The organism is Vibrio sp. 10N.222.55.B11 (assembly GCF_041473705.1).
Classification (GTDB): Bacteria; Pseudomonadota; Gammaproteobacteria; order Enterobacterales; family Vibrionaceae; genus Vibrio; species Vibrio crassostreae_C.
In genome coordinates this window covers 114,428-134,136 of sequence record NZ_JBFRST010000020.1, presented here as the reverse complement: position 1 = coordinate 134,136, position 19,709 = coordinate 114,428, and the positions used below count along the sequence as shown (strand labels likewise).

The window sequence follows — 19,709 nt, the reverse complement described above, 5'->3', positions numbered from 1 at the left end:
GTTATGAGCTTATTCTCGCCAAACTTGGGGTGAAATAATGTCCGAGAAAATTAACCTCATTCTGAATACCACCGTCAATGGTCTTGAGGACATTGTTTCAACGACTACAGCCACAGAGCGGTTAACCGCGGCACTTGAAAGCCAGCGTGGAGAGGTGATCTCACTTAATGGCAAGCTCAAGCAATTAAATGGTTTTGAGTCTGCCAGCAAGCGAGCAGCTAAGTTAGCCGGTCAGCTTGATGATGCTAAAGCAAAGGTGACTCGCCTTAGTCAAGAACTGGAAGACAACAAACAGCGAACTTCGGGTCTTCGGGTTGAATACAGTAAGACACAAGCGGAGATAAAAGGCCTCAATTCTCAACTGAAAAAGGCCTCGGGCGAAGGGGCCATTGATTTAAAGAATCGGTTATACGAAGCGCAAAAACGGCTAGATTCATTTAACGATGAGATTCACCAGGGCAAGGTGAAAACCAATGAGTTGAATGCGGCCTATAAAGCGGCAGGTAAACGGGTTACCCAGCTAACCGATAGCCAAAATAAGCAGCGCGAAAAACTCAGAGGGCTGGGCGCCGCGTTAAAAGAGTCTGGGATCAATACTGGCCGTATGAGTGATGAGCAAAGAAAGCTCGAAGCTCAGGCAGAAAAGGCCACAGCGGCTATCGCCAAACAAAACCGTCACTTGAAAGAGATGAAATCAATTCAATCACGAATTGATACTCGCGATGCAAAATTGAGTGAGATTGGCGGTCAAGCGACGTCGCTTGCCATGGCTGCTGCACCAATAGCGGCGACGGTGTGGTCGGCAGTAAAGAACGAAAGCTCGTTTGCTGATGTGAAAAAGGTGGTCGATATGACCCCTGAAGAAGCAGATGCCATGCGTAATTGGTCGCTAAGAACCTCCACTGAAACACCGATGAGCGCCAATGACATCAACGCTATGTTGGCAGCTGGTGGGCAAAGCGGCATCAAAGACAAAGCCGAGTTAAAACAGTTCGTGCTCGATTCTGCACAAATGGGTGTCGCTTTCGACATGGAAGCTGGCCAAGCGGGTGAAACCCTCGCGGTATTTAAAGCAGCATTAGGGTTAGATCAAAATGGTGCGATGGGCCTTGCTGGCCTTGCCAACCATTTATCGAACAACTCGAATGCGAAAGCTAACGACATTGCAGGCGTAATGGCTAGGCAAGGCGCGTCTGCCAAAATGGCGGGGTTCTCCGCTAATGAAGCCGCGGCGCTTTCGGCGTCGATGTTGTCTGCAGGTATGGGGGAAGAACGCTCTGCAACCGCACTTAAGAATATTTCAGGTCGCCTCACTCTTGGCGGCGCAGCAACCAAAGCGCAGCAAACCGCGTTATCAACCGTAGGTTTCGATTCAGTAGAACTCGCCACATCAATGCAAAACGATGCTTCGGGGACGTTATTGCTAGTGCTTGAAGCCATAAGAGATGCGCCATTAGAAGAGCAAAGTGCATTAATCACTCAAATCTTTGGTGAGGAAGCGAAAGGGGCTGTGGCTTCACTGGCGGGCAACACGGATCTATTTCGTAAAACGCTCAAGTTAGCTAAGCAAGGGCAAGACGTTCATATTCAGTCATTACAAGACGAATATGAGGCACGAATAAACACCAGTGAAAACGGCATTTCTCAGTTCATCAACAAGGTGAACCGTTTAAGCGTGATCGTTGGTACCGCTCTTTTACCTGCGCTCAATTGGGTACTTGAGCCATTAGGTGATGGCATCAATCTATTGGCGGATTTTGCCGAAGCTAACCAGGGCGTTACGGCTGCGGTTGGAATTGGTGTTGCTGGCTTATTGGCGTTCAAAGGCGCGATGTTAGCAGGCAAAGCCGCCTCCCTTATCTTTGGTAATACCCTCGATAAAGGGCGCTTGTTTCGAAAGGGCTTAAACCGAGAAATCCAACAAAGTGGCCGAGCAGCGGCTTTTGCAACGAAACAACTTAGCCGGTTAAACCGAACCATGATGAGCATGGGCTCTGGTCGTGGCGGTAGAGGAAGTGGCGGTGGTTTGGGTGCCAGTGGTAGTCGGTCAAAAAGCCGAATGCCTCCACGTAAGTTACGTTCACGAAACCCGCTTGCTCGAGCTTACAACATGGCGAGCACAATGATGACGGCCAACCGTGGTGCTTTGCCATTATCGTTAGGCGGTGGCGCATTAGCGATGATGCCAAGCGTTGCGATGGCGCAAGATGGCATCGCGCTCGCCGGTGATGTGGCTCAAGGTGCGGGTAAAGCAGGCTTAGGGAAATTACTTAGGCCTTTCGATATGGCGATCAGTGCCGGCAATATCGCAACGGCCGTCACCGAAGGCGATACCAAAACCGCCTTGACCGAAGGTGGTGGGCTACTTGGCAGCATGGGTGGCGCCAGTCTTGGAGCGACTATCGGCACAATGGTGTTCCCGGGTATTGGTACCGTGATTGGCGGTTTAGCCGGTTCACTATTAGGCGATCTTGGTGGTGAGCTGTTAGGAGGATGGTTCGGCGATAAGCTGGATTCGCCCGACGACAAACTCATGGCCTCGGAAACCGTGTCTGAAAAGTTGGTCGAGAAAGAGAAAACCGAAACTCTCGCTCGGCAAATACCCAACGTTACCTTTAAAACCGACGTCGCTATTCAAGCCGCACCAGGCATGGATGAACAGAAAATTGCAGCTCAGGTTACCGCTCAAATTGACCAACAAATGAAGTCTCAATATGACTCTTTAACGGGGCTTACCATCGACGATTCCATTAACGTATCTGCTATTGATAGAGGTTAACCATGCATCATTTAGTGATCGGGGAGTTCGTGTTTTCGGTTGGAGATAAAACGCCCATAACGAAGTTTGATAGAACCACGGCGGGCGCTTATTCCGAAGTCGGCCTCATTGATAATGCGCGTTCAGAGCGAACTGGCAGACCACTTGAAACGATAGACATCACAGCCAAATGGCTTCAATACAGCGCGGCTAAATCAGTGGATGCGATTCGTGCCTTGATTGATGAGCCTCAACAAGTGAGTGACGGTCAAGGTTTTAACCTGGGCCGTTGGACGATCAAACAGATTAAAGAGGGGCGCAGTGAGCTTATTCATGATGGGCGCGCCATGGTGACGGATATGTCTTTGCAGCTCTTGGAGTACCGTGGATGAAAATATTTGCGCGTAAAGGGGAACTAATCACTGATTTACTCTTTAAACAAACAGGTCAAGACAGCGATCAGTTAGAGATCGCGTTTTATCGCCTTAATCCGCATGTCCGTGGTGATGCCTTCACTGTAGATACCCATGTCCATATTCCTGAAATATCTACGGTGAAACCCACTCAATCTGTTACGAGGTCTTGGGACTAATGTTCAAACTAGTCGGCAAAAATAGCGAACTGTTATTGGCTCGCCTTAAATCGTGGCGTCTATCTGATGGCAACGGGATTGAGGGGGATAGCCTTTCTTTAACGATCAACTCTGATGACATTGACGGCATTCCCCCGAAGGGAGAAAAGTACTCAGTCTATTTGGGTGAAGTGCTGCGTGATGAATTTCAAATATCGAAACGTTCCATCAGCTTACATCCCCGAGAAGTGACTTTGGTGTTGTCTGTCGCCCCTTTCAGTATTAAAGATGAAACCGGTTATCGAGAGCGTAAATCGATGAGCTGGGACAAGACAACACTGGCTCAAGTTGTTGCGGATAATGTGACCCCTCATGGCTTTCAAACTTTTGTGCATCCGAGATTACAAAAAATTGAAATCGCGCATGTCGATCGCACTGATGAAAGTACGCCTTCGTTTTTGTACCGGCTTGCTAAGCAATATGATGCTGTCGCTAAACCTATCGATGGTCGCTTTATTTTTGCTCCCAAGGGGGAAGCCAGAAGCGCCAGTGGCAAAGACCTTGAAACCATCACGTTATCGCAGCCCAGTGGTAATCAGCCACAACTTCCGAATTTCATCAACGTGAGTATCGACCTCGATGGACGAACGGATGTCGCCGGTGTTAAGGCATTTTATCTTTCGACTGAGGACGGCACTCGACAGGAAGTGAGAAAAGGTAAGGCGCCATTTAAATCGATAGGTAAAGACAGAAACAGTCAACAAGAAGCAGAGCAGGCATGCGCGAGCGAACTCAGACGAATGCAGCGAGAGGGACGAAAGCTCAGTATCGAAGCGCCGCCAAACCCAGCGGTATTTGCGGAGGGGCTATTGATTCTCGATAGTTCTTTCCCTGATGCATTCCAAGGAACGTGCTCAATAGACAGCGTTTCGTTTTCAGGCCAAGGCTTACAACCAAGGCGCATGAGTATTAAAGCCACCTTAACAGGAGAATAGAATGATTAAGTTGAATGCCGGTGTTCATCATGCCGCTACTGTTCGCTGTAAGATTTCCGAAGCGCAAATTAGAAAATACTCGAAAGACCCAAGAGTGACGCAGTTGAAAGATGAGCGTTATTCGCTTTACTTGCGTTTTCGTAAGAATCGAGATCAGGGTTCGTGGGTTTATATGGAATATAAAGACGGTGCTCAGAGGCCTCATACGCTAGGGAAGTACCCGAACCTTTCAGCCCCTCATGTGTTTGATGTACTCAATTATTACGTCTTAGATCTCGCTCAGGGCAAAAGAGCGATATTTAATGAGTTTGAAACTGTTGATGAGTTGTTGGTTTGGCATCTAGACAGAGAGAATCGGTCACAGCACTTATCTGCAGAGCGGATCATCTCGCTCAAATGTATGGTTGACCTTCACCTCGTGCCCAGACTGCATGGGGAAAGAATTGCTGAGCTGACTCATCGGAAAATTGAGAAGTTGTTGATGAAACCGCTAAGGGAGAACAACTACTCAATCAGTTATATTCGATCTATCTTTCAGGCTTTAAAGGTTGCCTTCAAAAAGGCGAAGAAGTTAAAGATGATAGGGCATAACCCATTAACCGATATGGTGTTTACAGATTTCATCACGGCCAAAATTGAAGCAAAGGGATGCAGCCTTAAACCAGGCGATGTTCAAGAGTTATTGGAAGGGCTTTGCACATCAGAGCCTTTTGCCCGAGTTCTAGGTCTACTGATGCTTAGCCATGGTTCACGTATTGGTGAAACGCGTAAGGCCAAATGGTGCAACGTCTGTTTCAAAACTAAGCGATGGAAAATCCCTAAGTATGATACGAAGACAAAACGAGAGGTTATTTACCCATTAACAGACGAGATGGTCGAACTGTTAAAGGCGTTTAAAGCATGGCAGTTAGCTAACTATTACAAGGGTAACCATGTCTTTCCACAAACCAAACAAGATAAAGCACCAATATCTCGCGTCAGCGCTACGGAGTTAGTTAAAACGGTATCAAAGGGTAAATGGTGTGCTCATGACCTAAGGAAGCTAGCGAGAACTATCTGGGCTGATATAGGTATAGATTACCTAGTTGGTGAAACGCTGCTCAACCATGCCAAAGGAAAACTAGATCAGGCATACATCCATACTCACATTGAACTGCAAAAACTTGCAGCATTAAGATCTTATCATCAATGGCTAAAAAATTGCTGGCGGTCATGTTATTTGCCTACATTTGAATAATTTTGTAATGGCAAAAAGATCACCTAGATCAATCATTAATAGACTATTTAAATATGAATAGCAGGGGACAGTATTAGTATGGGTAATTTTGAGGAAAAGTGTGAGGTTAGTCACGCTTTAGTGGCGGCTGCGCGACATGCCCCACATCAGGTGAAATGGGTGAAGTTAAGCAAGACACAATTAAAGGTGTTGGATTCGATAAAACAGCATGAAGAAGTGACAGCGCAACTTATTGCTAAGCGATGTGATTTGTCACCAAGTTGGGCCAGTTCTTTACTGAGAGCATTACTTGAAAGAAGATACCTAAAAAGAACTAACGTCATCCCCCCGGAGGGGGGAATGACGTTTATTTATAGTAAAAATTAAAATTTGTTATTTTCGAGAGTTATGTTGACCCATAAAGTTTCTTTTTTGAGTTGGCCTTGGCGGACGTTTGTACCAGACTTTATTCTTAAGACTTGGTGATAATGAAGCAGGAGCACAAACTTCAGAAAGAATTTCATTTGCGCTATCCCAACTAAGTTTAATACCTGTCTGCTTGAGATGAAGCTCTATGAAGTCTGATGTTTGAAACTCAAAATTGTCTATGTTGCTTAAGTTCATAATATTTCTCTGTCTAAAGGTAATGCCGCTCCTTTTTACATGACAACTATATCCAAACAGAAAAGCTTAGTACATACTTTTTTATCTATCTAATTGTTTTATAACAATATTACACAGTGCTGTTACGATCTAGGTTCTTTGGGGCCGCTTTTATTCTCAAACGAGGCCACACCGCGCGAAACAAAAATTTTTGGGGTCATATGGTCACCACCACTAAATAGTTTTCTCTCAACATATCTAGTCGTTTCTGATTGAGTCGTGATGCGTAACGCTGAAAATAAATTTAGCTATCATTGCTAGATAATTACTTTTTTGTAGTTATGCGTGTTGGAGAATATGAGATATGCATCAGAGAGGGTATTTGTTTGTTACGTTATAGTCAGTGCTTCTGCGACGCTACGCGTTGATATTGTTAGTGAAAGGATTTTTTATATGGGAAGTACAGGCTCTGGGCGTTTTACGGATTATACGGGTGTGAGAGATGCTACAGGTCAAACGGGTGGTGAAAGTGGGACGGACAAATGCGAACTATCCTTTTCATGTATTCTCGAAGATGTGGGACAAGCTAGTTATTACAGTACTCATGGTTCACTACCAACTATTGGTACCACAGTATTGATTCAACTAGGTCAACCTCGAATTGTAGCTGTTCATAGTCAGAGTGGTTTAGAGTGTGGAGCTCTTCCTACACAGTTTAATTACCTAGCAGCGTGCATGAATGATGGGCATTCATATATAGGGATAGTTACTAAAGTTACAACAACCCCATTGCCATTGATTCAACTTGATGTTCGACACATTTAAATCTAGAGGATGAACTCATGGTTCTAGTTGTTGGAGAGGTTTTTGTTGATTACACACTTTCAACCTTTAACGAGAAATGCAAACTAAGACTCGGAGGAGTTGTTCATGCATGTCGAGGTCTCTGGGCTAGTGATAAGCGTTATAGCGCAGCCATAATTTGCCCAGAATACTTGCAAAAAGAAGCACAAAGTTACCTAATTGCACATGGATGTGAAGAAGTCATTATTCTCGGGGATATTACTGGATCACCTAATGTTATCTCTATCTCTGATGTAAAAGAGCTAGCACATCAGGGTTATGAGGACTTATTAAGGGATAATAAAGAGGTTAAACTTAAGTGCGTACACCAACAACTTGATAGTTTTGAAGATGTGTTGATTTTTCCAGGGAGCTTTAACCTTGAAGAATTATATGAGCAATTCTCTAGCAATGCCAAATTTAGTTTTGATATAGCTTATGGAATAGAATCTTTTTCAGAACTAGATTTCTATAGTGGAAGAATTTCTCTTTTGCTTACATCTACATCCTCCGAACTATTTGAATCTAATGCTAAACAAGATATTACTCCACTTATAGGTTTAGCATCTTCTTTGTCCGTCGAATGTTTCATACTGAAAGAAAATCGAGGAGGAAGTCGAGTATTTGATTTGATTTCTGATACCTCAGTAAGAATACCCGCAAAGTTAGGGATAACTCAAAACTCTGTAGGGGTTGGAGATGTCTACTCTGCCGCAGTTATAGCGCATAAAAATTTAGGTTGGGAGAATGCAGCATGGGTAGCCTCTATTGCCGCCACTAGCTACTCTCAAACAACTTTCCCAGACGATTTCAAGCGTGATGTGCAAAGAAATCTCTCTCTACCATTAGATGTTACGAAAGGACTGGGAGGAGTATATTTACCTTGGCATGAAAGACCTAAATACAACATATACCTTGCGGCACCGGATTTCTCGTATATAGATAGAAAGGATCTGGACTATGCTATAGCGAGTATGGAATATCATAATTTCACGCTCCGTAGACCAATTGTTGAGAACGGTGAACTAAATGAAGAGTCTTCAGAGCTTGAGAGAAGGCAGACATATTTTCAGGATGTAAAACTTATTGAAGAATGCGATGTAGTGTTCGCTATTCCTTTAAATCGTGATCCTGGAACATTGATTGAAATAGGTATAGCTCAAGCGACTCAAAAACCCGTTGTTACTTATGATCCAAATGCGGAAAATGATAATAATATGGTAATCATGGGTAGTAACTCATACTCAACAGACCTTGATTCAAGCCTTAATTCTATATTTGATATTCTTTCGGGCATGGAAAATGAATAAAATGGAAAAAGCAATAGTACTAACATCTGGTGGTTTAGATTCCACAACGGTTGTGTATCAACTCATAGCTAAAGGTATCGAAGTGTACCCCCTATTTTTTGACTATGGTCAGCATTGTGTGGAGACAGAGTGGGCAAGGCTTAACGAAGTAATCCCCCTGGATCTTGTAGTAAAACCAGAAAGAGTTGATATAAGTCAAATATTTGAAGGCTCTCAATCAAGGCTTATAAAAGAAGCTGATTTATGGAATGAAAATGTTATAGATGAAGACCTATACATACCATATAGAACCATGTTATTTTTCGCCGCCGCAGCTGCACGAGCTCAAACATTGAACATTTTCAATGTATTTACTGGTTTTATAAACAGTAATCATGCAAAAGAGATCGATTGTACTTCTGCTTTTATGAATAAATTAGATGGACTGACAGAATCAATTGGACCTGTTAGATTCCATTCACCTTTTAGGTTCGCAAGTAAAGCTGATGTAGTTAGTGCAGCTCTTAAACTGGATGTTCCCATTGGGAGGACATTCTCATGCCAGGCTTCAAGTTCATTTCCTTGTGGCGCTTGCCCAAATTGTGTCGAGCGTCTAAACGCGCTTTCTGAATTTATTGAGATATGAAAACTAATTTAAAAACAATTGAATATGCGGTTGATATATTGAAATCTGCTAGACAGCTAGCAGATTACGCCATTGAGTTAGGTGTTTCTCAAGAGGAGCGTGAGCACCGTCCTGTATATGATCATATGGGAGCTATATTGGCTGATTCTATCCTGCAGGCTGGGCTAAATTATGCATCTGTTGTAAAGCCCAGAGTTGAATCTATTCTTAACTCGCATTCAGAAAAAAGAACGTCATATACTCTTATTGAAATGATTGATAATCAACAAACGGCAGATTTTCTTAACTGGTCACATACAACAAAAATCAATCGGTTCGAGAGTATCGTTCGTTTCATGTACTCAAATGATGTAAATACTTCAGCAGATCTACGAGAAAAATTAGAACTAGATAGTTTTGGAATTGAGCTTCTGGAATTAGATGGAGTTGGACCTAAAACTGTCGATTACATGAAGTGTCTAGTTGGAATAGATTCTGTAGCGGTTGACCGCCATATTCGAACTTTTGCGCAAGAAGCAGGGATTGTGCAGAAGGACTATGAGTTTTTGCATAAATCATTTTGTTCTGCTGCTGATTTACTATCGATATCTCGTAGAAGTTTTGATTCTTGGGTATGGAGTACTCTTGCTACGTCGAAAAACCCCCAGCAGTCATTCATTTTTTGATTACACCAGATACTCTACTTTTACATAACCTATGTTGCCAAAATAAGAGATCTACATAGGTTATTGTAATTAGGGTTTCTGCGCTAGTGTCCACTAGAGACAAGTTATAGCTTAGTTGTCATTTCCCATCAATTCGTTACAATGCCCTTGTACTCACAAAGGCGCATCTGTATTTGTACCTAAGTTTGTACCAAATCTTACATATATCCCCACCAAGTTATCTAACTTGTTGAATTAAATATATTAAATAATTTTCATGTGTTGCTTGGTGTGCAACACCACTGTAAAGGACAAATAATGCCAATTATTACTCTTCCTGACGGTAGTCAGCGTCAATTTGACAACCCTGTATCAACTCTAGATGTTGCCCTATCAATCGGTCCTGGTCTTGCGAAAGCTACCATTGCTGGTCGTGTAGACGGCGAGCGTGTTGATGCTTGTGATCTTATCGAAAACGATGCAAGCCTAGAAATCATCACAGCTAAAGATGAAGTTGATGGCCTTGAAATCGTTCGTCACTCTTGTGCTCACCTTTTAGGCCACGCGGTTAAGCAGCTTTTTCCAGAAGCGAAAATGGCGATCGGTCCTACTATCGATAACGGTTTCTACTACGATATCGATCTTGAGCACTCTCTAACGCAAGACGATCTAGAAAAGATCGAAAAGCGCATGAAAGAGCTAGCGAAGACCAAATACCAGGTTGTTAAGAAGAAAGTTAGCTGGCAGGAAGCGCGCGACGCATTCGAAGCTCGCGGCGAGACTTACAAGATTGAAATCTTGGACGAGAACGTTTCTAAAGATGATCGTCCAGGCCTGTACCATCACGAAGAATACATCGATATGTGTCGTGGTCCACACGTGCCTAACATGAGCTTCTGCCAGCACTTCACTCTACTTAACGTAGCGGGTGCATACTGGCGTGGTAACAGTGACAACAAGATGCTTCAACGTATCTACGGCACTGCATTCCACGACAAGAAGGCACTTAAAGCTCACCTTGTGCGCCTAGAAGAAGCGGCTAAACGTGACCACCGTAAAATCGGTAAAGCGCTTGACCTATTCCACATGCAGCAAGAAGCACCAGGCATGGTGTTCTGGCACCACAACGGTTGGACTATCTTCCGTGAGCTAGAAGTATTTATTCGTCAAAAACTGACTGAGTACGATTACCAAGAAGTTAAAGGCCCATTAATGATGGACCGTGTTCTTTGGGAACGCTCTGGTCACTGGGATAAGTACGCTGAAGCGATGTTCACTACTTCTTCAGAGAACCGTGAATACGCTATCAAGCCAATGAACTGTCCTGGTCACGTTCAAATCTTCAACCAAGGTTTGAAATCTTACCGTGATCTACCGCTACGTATGGCTGAGTTCGGCTCATGTCACCGTAACGAGCCGTCTGGCGCACTTCACGGCATTATGCGTGTTCGTGGCTTCACTCAAGATGATGCTCACGTATTCTGTACTGAAGACCAAGTTCAACAAGAAGTTAAAGCTTGTATTGAAATGGTTTACGATACTTACACAACTTTCGGCTTCGAAAGCATCGTTGTTAAGCTATCTACTCGTCCAGAACAGCGTGTAGGTTCAGACGAAATGTGGGACCGTGCAGAGGCTGACCTTAAGCAAGCGCTAGAGGCAATGGACATTGCATACGAGATTCAAGAAGGCGAGGGTGCGTTCTACGGACCTAAGATTGAATTTACTTTGCATGATTGTTTGGACCGCGCTTGGCAATGTGGTACAGTGCAGCTCGATTTTGCATTACCAGAACGTTTAGGTGCTACTTACGTAGGTGAAGATAACGAGCGTCACACGCCAGTTATGATCCACCGCGCGATTTTAGGTTCACTAGAACGCTTCATTGGTATTCTTATTGAAGAATACGCTGGCTTCTTCCCAACGTGGTTGGCGCCAGAACAAGCAGTTGTAATGGGCATTACAGACAAACAGTCTGAATATGTACAAGAAATTACGAAAAAACTGCAAAAAAGTGGATTTAGAGTCAAAGCAGACTTGAGAAATGAGAAGATTGGCTTTAAAATCCGCGAACATACTTTGAAACGTGTACCGTTCATGCTTGTGTGTGGTGACCAAGAAATGGAAGCCGGCGAAATTGCAGTACGTACACGTAAAGGTAAGGACCTTGGCAAATTTAAAGTGGATGACTTTATTTCATACATCCAAGCCGAGGTTTCAAGCCGTAAGCTCAATCTGGAGGAATAGCTATTAAAGGCGGAAGACGTGGCCAACAACCGGCCAAACAAAACCAGCACCGTTTAAACGGTGACATTCGTGGCGTTCGTGAAGTGCGTCTAACTGGCGCAGACGGCGAAGCTGTTGGTGTAGTATCAATCGCTGAAGCGATGGAAGCTGCAAATGAAGCTGGTATGGATCTTGTAGAGATCAGCCCTAACGCCGAGCCGCCAGTTTGTCGTGTGATGGACTACGGTAAGTTCCTCTTCGAGAAGAGCAAAGCTGCGAAAGAGCAGAAGAAGAAGCAAAAGCAGGTTCAGATCAAGGAAATTAAATTCCGACCTGGAACTGATATTGGAGACTATCAGGTAAAACTACGCAACCTGACTGGTTTCCTAGAAGACGGCAACAAAGTGAAGGTAACAATTCGCTTCCGTGGCCGCGAAATGGCTCACCAAGAAATCGGTGTTGACGTTCTTAATCGTTTGAAAGCGGATACTGAAGAATTTGCAGTAGTCGAATCTTTCCCAACGAGAATTGAAGGTCGCCAGATGATCATGGTGTTGGCCCCTAAAAAGAAGTAATTAACGGCTTTGCAAGTAATTGAACCCTGCAGCCTCAGGTTGCGGGGTTTTATTCGCCCTAATTACTATGTTATTAACAACTCAACAATGCGGAGTTATTCATCATGCCTAAGATGAAAACCAACAAAGGTGCTGCTAAGCGTTTCCAGAAAACTGCTGGTGGTATTAAGTTTAAGCACGCTGGTAAACGTCACATCCTGACTAAGCGTACTACTAAGAACAAGCGTCAGCTACGTCCGAACTCGATCCTTCCTAAATGTGAAGTTGCTCAAGTTCTACGTATGATGCCATACGCTTAATTCTTTTTAGTTTATAAATTCGTTTAGTTTAGGAGAAGCATAATGCCTCGCGTAAAACGTGGTGTACAAGCTCGTGCACGTCATAAGAAAGTTCTAAAACAAGCTAAAGGTTACTACGGAGCACGTTCACGTGTTTACCGCGTAGCTTTCCAAGCAGTTACCAAAGCTGGTCAATACGCTTACCGTGACCGTCGCAACAAGAAACGTCAATTCCGTCAACTTTGGATTGCACGTATCAACGCGGCATCTCGTCAAAATGGTCTATCTTACAGCCGTTTCATCAATGGCCTAAAGAAAGCATCTATCGAGATCGACCGTAAGATTCTTGCTGACATCGCAGTATTCGACAAAGCAGCATTTGCTGTTCTAGTTGAAAAAGCGAAAGCATCTCTATAATTTAGAGTTAGCTTAAAGGTTTAAGAAAAGGAGAACTTCGGTTCTCCTTTTTTATTGCCTGTAATTTGGCTTTGCCATACTCTCTCGCATCTCGCATCTCGCATCTCGCATCTCGCATCTCGCATCTCGCATCTCGCATCTCGCATCTCGCACCTAATTTTTATTCGCTTGAACACGCATTCTGGTATATAAACATTTACCTAACCTTTAAATGTAAAGCGACCGAAATAAATGACCGCACCGACCACTATGACGTTCTTCGAACGTTTTGAAACTGACATCCTATCTGGCAAGAAGACGATTACTATTCGTGATGAATCTGAGCGAGACTACCAGCCAGGCAGTGTTGTGGAAGTATCGACGCTAGAGCAAGACCGTGTGTTCTGTAATCTTAAGATCATCAGCGTTGAGCCAATTTTGTTTGATGACTTAGGTGAGTTCCATGCTCAGCAAGAGAACATGACGCTGCAAGTACTGAAAGACGTGATTCAAGATATCTACCCGGGTATCTCTCAACTGTATGTGGTTTCTTACGAGCTTGTGTAGCCCGCTTTAAATAGAATTTGTTGATCAATACTGCGTCTAACGCAGAGCAATGATAAAGGGAAGCCACAATGAGTGAATTACAGAGCGAAACAGTTCAGCAAATTTTGCTTCAACTTTATTGTCGTGAGCAAAATGAGCAGCCGTTAATCTCTAGAACTGATCTCGACATTGCTCTTTATGATAGCGAAGGCTTTCTAGCGTGGCGTGACACAAGGCGTAACTTTACGGTCAGTGATATCGAGAATCGAGTTTGGGTGAAGAGCTGCCCCGGCGGTTACATCACTGAAGTGCACTTCAATGCTGACGGTTCTTTGATTGAATATCGTTTGTTCGACCGATTTGAAACAACAGGGCAGTGGCAACTAAAAGACGGTTTGTTACACGTCGAGATTCTGAAGGGTGAGAACTGCTACCAGTTTGCTGTTGTGGCTCGTGCTGACCTTAATATTCACTCTGCGGTTGAGTATAAGAGCGGAGAGCTGCATTCGTACTTGAAGCTTGTTCAAGTTGAAAGCTAAACGCTGGTTCGTTTAATTAGCATATAAAAAAGCCAACAGTGATGTTGGCTTTGTTGTCTTCAATCTGACTGAATACTTCTATTAAGCTTCGAAGTTCGCCAATCGAGTATAAAGCTCGCTGTCTTGATCTTGCTTTGCACAAATCGTCAGTAGGTCTTCAATAAAGTACTTCAATGCACGTGCTTCAATTCGGCGAATACCTTGTTGATGTTCTTCAGTTAGGTAGCCGTAGATAGTCGCAGCGCCAAAGTCACCAAAGATCATCTGACCTTGTTCGTTCACTAAAGTGTTGTGAGCGTATAGATCACCATGAGAGACTTTATTGGCATGAAGGTGTTCAAACACATCAATCATCTGCTCTGTAATGCTATTGATTTGAGCAATTGAAAGTTCGAAACCTTCTGGGAAAGTATCACGCGTGCAAGTCTCGAGTGTTGGTGGTAGCCCTAGGTTGTAGTAGCTGTTTGGAATGAGTTCCATCACCAAAGCTAGGTAATCTTGTTCCTCTACTTGGGCGATAGATTTTACCAAGTTGTTATGGTGTCCAGCCTGCAAGCACGCTTCCAGTTCATCATGTGGGTAGCCGTCACTGGTGACTTCGCCTTTAAACACTTTAACCGCCACTTCCTGTGGAAAATCGAAGTCGCTGTTTAGCCAGCTTGCATGCGAGATCACGCCAGATGCGCCTTGGCCAAGTACTTGATTCAGTGAATAGCTTTGAGAGCTAACCGCAGGCACGCTATCTAAGCTGCTAGGGTGTTTGCAAAACGGGTTACCCGCAAACGCTAACCAAGCCAGTTTTGGTAGCTTGATAAGGAACTCTGGGAATTCAGTCAACTGGTTTGCAGACAGGCGAACTAGCTCAAGGTTGGATAGGTTTTCCATGCTTTCTGGTAACACGCGAATCTTGTTACCCGCCAATGCCAGTTTCTGTAGTCGCGGTCTTTCACCTAGTGAGCTAGGCAGGGCCTCAATCTCATTGTCGGTCAGGATCAACCAGCGTAATTGAGGTGGTAGAGATACTTCACTTACGGTTTTGATTTGGTTGGTCTTGAAACCGATCATTTCAAGCTTAGGAAGTGACCCAAGAACATCAGGCAGGTGCGTAAACAGGTTATTCGACGCGAAGATAATACGCAGGTTAGTTAGCTTTGATAACTCGGCTGGTAGGTCTGACAGCTGATTACCTGAAAGGTCTAGGATCTCAAGAGAATCTGCAAGCTCTATGATTTCTAGAGGAAACTCGGTGAGACTTTCCGACAGTTTTAAGCGCTTAATACCTTTAAGTTGCCCTGATTTTAATTGTTCTAGAGTATGCAAACCTTAGCCTTATGAATAGATGTTCGAGGCGTGTAGTTTACTTGTCTCAATCGAGAAAGGCGAGCACCGGAGCGATGCTCGCGTAACTACACTAAGTGAACGAATTTACGAAGGTTAAAGTCGTATATGGTTTTGGCTGACGCCGACCTCCTTAACAAAATCAGCATCATGACTCACCAAGATAAATGCGCCTTGGTATTCACGTAAAGCGGACGCCAATACTTGCTTTGAGTCGATGTCTAGATGGTTGTCCGGTTCATCGAGCAATAGAAGCGGGGTGTCTTGTTTGTGGCTAACGATCAACATCGCCAGTTTCATTTTTTCACCACCACTTAAATGAGACACTTTTCGGTATACGGAGTCTCGCCTGAACCCTATTCCAGCGAGCAAGGTTCGTGCGTCACTTTCTGTTAACCCAAAGCTGTGTGTCATCAAACTATCGAATATGGTGTCGTTGGTGTCTAACAGGCCAAAATGTTGATCCAAGTATACGGTCGCCCCTAAGCGCTTAATGGATCCGATATAGTTCGAGTGCTGGCCATGAATGGCTTTTAACAGAGTCGATTTTCCGCACCCGTTAGCCCCGGTTAGATAGCATCGTTCGCCTTGTGATAGAGATAAGCTAATAGGAACACCAGAACCAAAATTTAGGCGACACTCTTCAACGGTTAATAGTGAGTGTTTTTTAGTAGCATTCGCTTGTTGTAGGTACAACGCTTGCGGCTTCAGTTGCTCTTGCTGTTCTTTAAGAGATTGAAGCTTATGTTGGTTTTGATCCTTTAAGTTCTTGTGGCTTGTTGCCGATGCGCCTTGGGTTCGCCCTGCTTTATCTTTCATGGCATCCAATAATATCTTGGGTTGGCTACCTGATTTTCGGAGTCGGTTACCTTGAGCCTCACGTTGTTGAGCTTTTTCTTTGTTAATCTGAGCTTGGCGCTCGAGTCGTTTCTTTTCGGACTGATGATGCGCAATCTGTTTATCTAGTGCATCGGCCTGATTCGACATTTGTTTGAAGTAGTCATCGTAGTTTCCTTTATAGAAACGTAACCCCAAACTGTTGAGATGGTAGATACCTTCCATTTGTCTCAATAAGCTTCGATCATGGCTGACGACAAGTACCTTACCTTCAAACAACTGGCATTGTTCTAGTAGCCAATTGCGTCCGTCGTTATCCAAATGGTTCGAAGGCTCATCGAGGATCAGTATGTCGTTATTTGATACGAATAGCTGATGAAGCTGTAACAGGGCGAGTTGCCCACCACTCAAAGAGCAACAAAGTGTGTTCAAATCACGAGTGATCTTTAATGTACCTAGCAACTGCTGGGTACGTGCCTCTAAATCCCAATCATCGCCAACGATATTGAAGTGCTGCAGTTCACAGCTACCTTGTTCTATGGCGCTTAACGCTTCTAACTTTTCGGTGAGTCCTAAGAAGTCAGCGATGGTGATGTTGGTATCCAGTAGCGTTGATGGTAACTGAGAGTAAAAGCCGATTGAACCTTGGCGCGAAACACTGCCCGTTGTGGGCTGTTTTTGTCCAACGAGCAACGAAAGTAACAATGACTTTCCAGCCCCATTTCTTCCGACTAGGCCTGTGAGGCGAGTGCTCAAATTAAAGGTGATGTTTTTGAATAACCACTCACCAGTATCGAGTTGGAATGAGAGATTATTGGCTAATATAGTCGGCATAGAAATACCTCCCTTTACGTGTAAACGAGTAAAAGGGGTGAGGCGCTTTTCTGTGCAAGCTCCTGCTGGATGCTAACAACAGATCGCCAAAGGCGTTACTTAGATAGATGACCAATCAAAGAGAGAAAGCGGCATTGAGATGGTTCCTGTCTTTGAGGTACTGATCTTAAAGATGTTTGTTTGTCAAAAAACGGATCTTTAAGAGCTTGATTTGTCGCGAAAATAGATGATGAAGTAACGCCCACTAACCCCGAGTGTCCAAATGATTTTTATAAAAATAAATCGGATGTCAGGATGTTAGTACTTCATTATGGCGTTATTCTCTTTTGAAATGATGGTGGGATGGTACTGAAAGAAAGTACTCTGAGTCAATATGTTGAGGTGATTAAATTGTGTTCAAATAATTAAAGCGCCTTTGTGGCGCTTTAGTGATCATTATTGGAAATCAGTTGAGTCTAGAACTTATATCTTTGGGTTTAGAGCTTAGAGCTTAGAGCCTTGGGCTTAAAGCTAAAGCTACTTGGTTTGCCCACCAACGGCGCGCCAACACATATCAAAGCTATCGTTGATGTACTTCGATGTTTGCTCTGGTGGAGACTCGCTTTGTTCAATCAGCCAGTTTGCACAAATCAGAAAGTGGCTATGAATGAAGTATCTAACAAGGTTAATGTCCAACACCATCAATTCACCATCTTGTTGCCCTTTCAAAATGATCTCGTCTAGCGATGCGAACATCTGTGAAACAATCACTTCTCGAGTTTGAGTCGTTGGGTCGAAATGAACATTGGTGAAGAACTTCATCGCAACCGGATTCTCTAATGCCCACTCAATTCCTGTGATCCACATGAACTTAAAGGTTTGGTAGCGATCTTCTACAGCCACATCAGTGTGCGGTTGAAGGGTCGAGAATAGCTCTAGCTTCAGCTCGCGAAACAGTTCATCAATCAATAGAGATTTATTCTCGAAGTGGTGGAACAACGTCGCTTTTGCCACGCCGGCTGTTTTCGCTATTTGTCCGGTAGATGTGCCCTCTAGCCCTTGTTGAGAGAAGAGCAGGAGTGCAGCATCTAGGATTTTTTGTCTTTTGGTGATCATCTATTGAGTACTTTGAACATCAGTTTCTTGATTGGGTTGTTGTAAGGAGGATGCATTAACTTGGTGAAGTTGATTTTTCCTCTACTTAGAACGGTTTTGGCATGGCTAAGGGTCTTGAAGCCCTCAATGCCGTGATAGTGTCCCATGCCTGAAGGGCCGATGCCACCGAATGGTGCGTCTTCTGCAGCCACATGCACCAAAGAATCATTAATACACACGCCGCCAGAGTGCGTGTCTGATAAAAGCTTGTCTTGGGTTTCTTTATTATGGCTCATTAGGTACAGAGCCAGTGGGCGTTCTCTCTCTGTGATGTAATTGATTGCTTCTTCGATGGAATCATAAGGCACGATAGGCAAAACAGGACCAAACAGCTCTTCTTGCATCGCGAGCATCTCATCGTTCACTTCGGTGAGAAGGTGCGGCGTCATTCTGTGGTTTACATCGTCTTGTGCTTGTTCGGTTACCGTGTGAATAACCGCGCCTTTGGCTTGTGCGTCTTCAATGACACCTTTCAAGCGATTGTATTGGCGCATGTTGATCACTGAGGTTAAGTCTTTACTCTCAATACCGGCTTTATAAAGCTTCTTGAAATAACGCTTATAGGCTGTGATGAACTCGTCTGATTTTTCTCGCGGCAATAAGATGTAATCAGGCGCTACACATATCTGGCCAGCGTTTAGACTCTTGGCAAACAAGATACGTTCAACAGCGTCAGCTACATCAAAGTCAGGGGCAATGATGGTTGGAGATTTGCCGCCTAATTCCAAGGTAACTGGTGTTAAGTTGTTAGCCGCTGCTCTCATAACGTGTTTACCCACAGCGGTTGAGCCTGTGAAAAGGATATGGTCAAACGGCAGTTGGCTAAATTTAGCGGAAACGTCAGCTTCGCCTTCGATAATCGCAACCTGATCTTCACTAAAGCCTTCGGCCAACATCGCTTTTAAAACTCGGTTGGTCGCTGGAGTAAACTCCGACATCTTGAGCATCGCCGTGTTGCCCGCTGCTAACGCTGTGATCAGAGGGCCTAAAGAGAGCATGACTGGGAAGTTCCAAGGCACGATGATACCAACCACACCTACTGGCTGATAATGCACAGTAATCTTGGCTGGTGTTAGCATCAAGCCGGCTTTTCGACGTGAAGGCTTCAACCACTTCTTCAGGTTTTTATCACTGTAATTGATCTGGTGTAGGGAAGGGGTGATGTCAGCAATTAAGCTGTCGTGCTCTGCTCGATGGCCATAATCTTCTGATACCGCCTCAATCAACAGCTCTTGATAGCGCATTAACAACGCTTTTAGTACTGAGAGGTTTTTTCTTCTCTGCTCAAGCGTTGGATTAACATTACTGCGGTAGTGATCTTTTTGTCGGTCGAACATTTGATCCATGTCGTTGATGCTCGACGTGTTTGGTTCAAGGTCTAGATTATGGCTCATAGTATCCCCTAAATTCGAAAGCTGACCGATTGGTCGGTCAGTTGAAT

The 19,709-nt window shown here is 44.1% G+C and carries 21 protein-coding genes; 16 read left to right on the top strand and 5 right to left on the bottom strand.

The genetic code is table 11. The features are described 5' to 3' along the window. Positions 1 to 37 precede the first annotated feature (37 nt). The 6 genes from AB4503_RS08940 (at position 38) to AB4503_RS08915 (ending at position 5,927) form a co-directional block, all read left to right on the top strand. Complete coding sequence (locus AB4503_RS08940; RefSeq protein ID WP_372114350.1) at positions 38 to 2,779, top strand: phage tail tape measure protein; 2,742 nt, start codon at positions 38 to 40, stop codon at positions 2,777 to 2,779. Between the two features lie 2 nt (positions 2,780 to 2,781). Next, positions 2,782 to 3,150 carry a phage tail protein gene (locus tag AB4503_RS08935; protein ID WP_132813625.1) on the top strand — a complete coding sequence of 123 codons (369 nt, stop codon included), beginning with the start codon at positions 2,782 to 2,784 and terminating at the stop codon, positions 3,148 to 3,150. Then, a complete protein-coding gene (locus AB4503_RS08930; RefSeq protein WP_017101207.1) occupies positions 3,147 to 3,350 on the top strand; it encodes a hypothetical protein in 204 nt (67 codons plus the stop codon). The genes AB4503_RS08935 and AB4503_RS08930 overlap by 4 nt, the downstream gene beginning before the upstream one ends. Next, on the top strand, positions 3,350 to 4,324 hold the full coding sequence (locus AB4503_RS08925; protein WP_132813627.1) for a hypothetical protein: 975 nt from the start codon (positions 3,350 to 3,352) through the stop codon (positions 4,322 to 4,324). Before AB4503_RS08930 ends, AB4503_RS08925 begins: the two co-directional genes overlap by 1 nt. A gap of 1 nt (position 4,325) precedes the next feature. Further along, positions 4,326 to 5,561: a tyrosine-type recombinase/integrase gene (locus tag AB4503_RS08920; protein ID WP_372114348.1), complete on the top strand. Its 1,236-nt coding sequence runs from the start codon at positions 4,326 to 4,328 to the stop codon at positions 5,559 to 5,561. Positions 5,562 to 5,639: 78 nt separating this feature from the next. Then, entirely contained in the window at positions 5,640 to 5,927 is a 288-nt protein-coding gene (locus AB4503_RS08915; RefSeq protein ID WP_371692031.1) for a MarR family transcriptional regulator, read from the top strand. Between the two features lie 6 nt (positions 5,928 to 5,933). On the opposite strand, the gene AB4503_RS08910 is transcribed toward AB4503_RS08915, so the two are convergent. Further along, positions 5,934 to 6,164, bottom strand: a complete 231-nt coding sequence (locus AB4503_RS08910; RefSeq protein ID WP_048666401.1) for a hypothetical protein — start codon at positions 6,162 to 6,164, stop codon at positions 5,934 to 5,936. A gap of 432 nt (positions 6,165 to 6,596) precedes the next feature. Between AB4503_RS08910 and AB4503_RS08905 the strand changes: the two genes are divergently transcribed. The 10 genes from AB4503_RS08905 to AB4503_RS08860 all read left to right on the top strand — a co-directional run bounded on the left by AB4503_RS08905 (position 6,597) and on the right by AB4503_RS08860 (position 14,125). Then, positions 6,597 to 6,968: a hypothetical protein gene (locus tag AB4503_RS08905; RefSeq protein ID WP_372114345.1), complete on the top strand. Its 372-nt coding sequence runs from the start codon at positions 6,597 to 6,599 to the stop codon at positions 6,966 to 6,968. A 17-nt stretch (positions 6,969 to 6,985) separates the two neighbouring features. After that, complete coding sequence (locus tag AB4503_RS08900) at positions 6,986 to 8,296, top strand: nucleoside 2-deoxyribosyltransferase (protein ID WP_372114343.1); 1,311 nt, start codon at positions 6,986 to 6,988, stop codon at positions 8,294 to 8,296. Further along, positions 8,289 to 8,921: a 7-cyano-7-deazaguanine synthase gene (locus tag AB4503_RS08895; RefSeq protein WP_017101214.1), complete on the top strand. Its 633-nt coding sequence runs from the start codon at positions 8,289 to 8,291 to the stop codon at positions 8,919 to 8,921. The genes AB4503_RS08900 and AB4503_RS08895 overlap by 8 nt, the downstream gene beginning before the upstream one ends. Next, positions 8,918 to 9,586 carry a hypothetical protein gene (locus AB4503_RS08890; protein WP_123304895.1) on the top strand — a complete coding sequence of 223 codons (669 nt, stop codon included), beginning with the start codon at positions 8,918 to 8,920 and terminating at the stop codon, positions 9,584 to 9,586. The genes AB4503_RS08895 and AB4503_RS08890 overlap by 4 nt, the downstream gene beginning before the upstream one ends. A gap of 297 nt (positions 9,587 to 9,883) precedes the next feature. Then, positions 9,884 to 11,812, top strand: coding sequence for a threonine--tRNA ligase (gene thrS / locus AB4503_RS08885; protein ID WP_017059786.1), 1,929 nt, complete (start codon positions 9,884 to 9,886; stop codon positions 11,810 to 11,812). Positions 11,813 to 11,814: 2 nt separating this feature from the next. Further along, a complete protein-coding gene (gene infC, locus AB4503_RS08880) occupies positions 11,815 to 12,366 on the top strand; it encodes a translation initiation factor IF-3 (protein ID WP_076654893.1) in 552 nt (183 codons plus the stop codon). A gap of 104 nt (positions 12,367 to 12,470) precedes the next feature. After that, positions 12,471 to 12,665 carry a 50S ribosomal protein L35 gene (rpmI, locus tag AB4503_RS08875; protein ID WP_004738430.1) on the top strand — a complete coding sequence of 65 codons (195 nt, stop codon included), beginning with the start codon at positions 12,471 to 12,473 and terminating at the stop codon, positions 12,663 to 12,665. Positions 12,666 to 12,707: 42 nt separating this feature from the next. After that, positions 12,708 to 13,061 carry a 50S ribosomal protein L20 gene (gene rplT / locus AB4503_RS08870; protein ID WP_004733517.1) on the top strand — a complete coding sequence of 118 codons (354 nt, stop codon included), beginning with the start codon at positions 12,708 to 12,710 and terminating at the stop codon, positions 13,059 to 13,061. 231 nt (positions 13,062 to 13,292) lie between these two features. After that, positions 13,293 to 13,607: a N(4)-acetylcytidine aminohydrolase gene (gene yqfB, locus AB4503_RS08865; protein ID WP_017063603.1), complete on the top strand. Its 315-nt coding sequence runs from the start codon at positions 13,293 to 13,295 to the stop codon at positions 13,605 to 13,607. 68 nt (positions 13,608 to 13,675) lie between these two features. Continuing rightward, positions 13,676 to 14,125: a hypothetical protein gene (locus AB4503_RS08860; protein WP_017063604.1), complete on the top strand. Its 450-nt coding sequence runs from the start codon at positions 13,676 to 13,678 to the stop codon at positions 14,123 to 14,125. An 81-nt stretch (positions 14,126 to 14,206) separates the two neighbouring features. Here the strand turns inward: AB4503_RS08860 and AB4503_RS08855 are convergent, their stop codons facing one another. The 4 genes from AB4503_RS08855 to AB4503_RS08840 form a co-directional block, all read right to left on the bottom strand. Next, positions 14,207 to 15,445, bottom strand: a complete 1,239-nt coding sequence (locus tag AB4503_RS08855; RefSeq protein ID WP_017063605.1) for a leucine-rich repeat-containing protein kinase family protein — start codon at positions 15,443 to 15,445, stop codon at positions 14,207 to 14,209. A 114-nt stretch (positions 15,446 to 15,559) separates the two neighbouring features. Beyond that, positions 15,560 to 17,134: an ATP-binding cassette domain-containing protein gene (locus AB4503_RS08850; RefSeq protein ID WP_372114340.1), complete on the bottom strand. Its 1,575-nt coding sequence runs from the start codon at positions 17,132 to 17,134 to the stop codon at positions 15,560 to 15,562. 516 nt (positions 17,135 to 17,650) lie between these two features. Next, positions 17,651 to 18,229, bottom strand: a complete 579-nt coding sequence (locus tag AB4503_RS08845) for a TetR/AcrR family transcriptional regulator (RefSeq protein WP_372114338.1) — start codon at positions 18,227 to 18,229, stop codon at positions 17,651 to 17,653. Further along, entirely contained in the window at positions 18,226 to 19,662 is a 1,437-nt protein-coding gene (locus AB4503_RS08840) for a coniferyl aldehyde dehydrogenase (RefSeq protein ID WP_372058030.1), read from the bottom strand. Before AB4503_RS08840 ends, AB4503_RS08845 begins: the two co-directional genes overlap by 4 nt. Between the last annotated feature and the right edge of the window lie 47 nt (positions 19,663 to 19,709).

Coding starts and splice junctions, on each gene's coding strand:
- AB4503_RS08920 (WP_372114348.1), top strand. CDS start 4,326: ATGATTAAGTTGAATGCCGGTGTTCATCATGCCGCTACTGTTCGCTGT.
- yqfB (WP_017063603.1), top strand. CDS start 13,293: ATGACCGCACCGACCACTATGACGTTCTTCGAACGTTTTGAAACTGAC.
- AB4503_RS08890 (WP_123304895.1), top strand. CDS start 8,918: ATGAAAACTAATTTAAAAACAATTGAATATGCGGTTGATATATTGAAA.
- AB4503_RS08910 (WP_048666401.1), bottom strand. CDS start 6,164: ATGAACTTAAGCAACATAGACAATTTTGAGTTTCAAACATCAGACTTC.
- thrS (WP_017059786.1), top strand. CDS start 9,884: ATGCCAATTATTACTCTTCCTGACGGTAGTCAGCGTCAATTTGACAAC.
- AB4503_RS08900 (WP_372114343.1), top strand. CDS start 6,986: ATGGTTCTAGTTGTTGGAGAGGTTTTTGTTGATTACACACTTTCAACC.
- AB4503_RS08860 (WP_017063604.1), top strand. CDS start 13,676: ATGAGTGAATTACAGAGCGAAACAGTTCAGCAAATTTTGCTTCAACTT.
- rpmI (WP_004738430.1), top strand. CDS start 12,471: ATGCCTAAGATGAAAACCAACAAAGGTGCTGCTAAGCGTTTCCAGAAA.
- AB4503_RS08940 (WP_372114350.1), top strand. CDS start 38: ATGTCCGAGAAAATTAACCTCATTCTGAATACCACCGTCAATGGTCTT.
- AB4503_RS08915 (WP_371692031.1), top strand. CDS start 5,640: ATGGGTAATTTTGAGGAAAAGTGTGAGGTTAGTCACGCTTTAGTGGCG.
- AB4503_RS08895 (WP_017101214.1), top strand. CDS start 8,289: ATGAATAAAATGGAAAAAGCAATAGTACTAACATCTGGTGGTTTAGAT.
- AB4503_RS08925 (WP_132813627.1), top strand. CDS start 3,350: ATGTTCAAACTAGTCGGCAAAAATAGCGAACTGTTATTGGCTCGCCTT.
- AB4503_RS08930 (WP_017101207.1), top strand. CDS start 3,147: ATGAAAATATTTGCGCGTAAAGGGGAACTAATCACTGATTTACTCTTT.
- AB4503_RS08905 (WP_372114345.1), top strand. CDS start 6,597: ATGGGAAGTACAGGCTCTGGGCGTTTTACGGATTATACGGGTGTGAGA.
- rplT (WP_004733517.1), top strand. CDS start 12,708: ATGCCTCGCGTAAAACGTGGTGTACAAGCTCGTGCACGTCATAAGAAA.
- AB4503_RS08845 (WP_372114338.1), bottom strand. CDS start 18,229: ATGATCACCAAAAGACAAAAAATCCTAGATGCTGCACTCCTGCTCTTC.
- AB4503_RS08840 (WP_372058030.1), bottom strand. CDS start 19,662: ATGAGCCATAATCTAGACCTTGAACCAAACACGTCGAGCATCAACGAC.
- AB4503_RS08935 (WP_132813625.1), top strand. CDS start 2,782: ATGCATCATTTAGTGATCGGGGAGTTCGTGTTTTCGGTTGGAGATAAA.
- AB4503_RS08850 (WP_372114340.1), bottom strand. CDS start 17,134: ATGCCGACTATATTAGCCAATAATCTCTCATTCCAACTCGATACTGGT.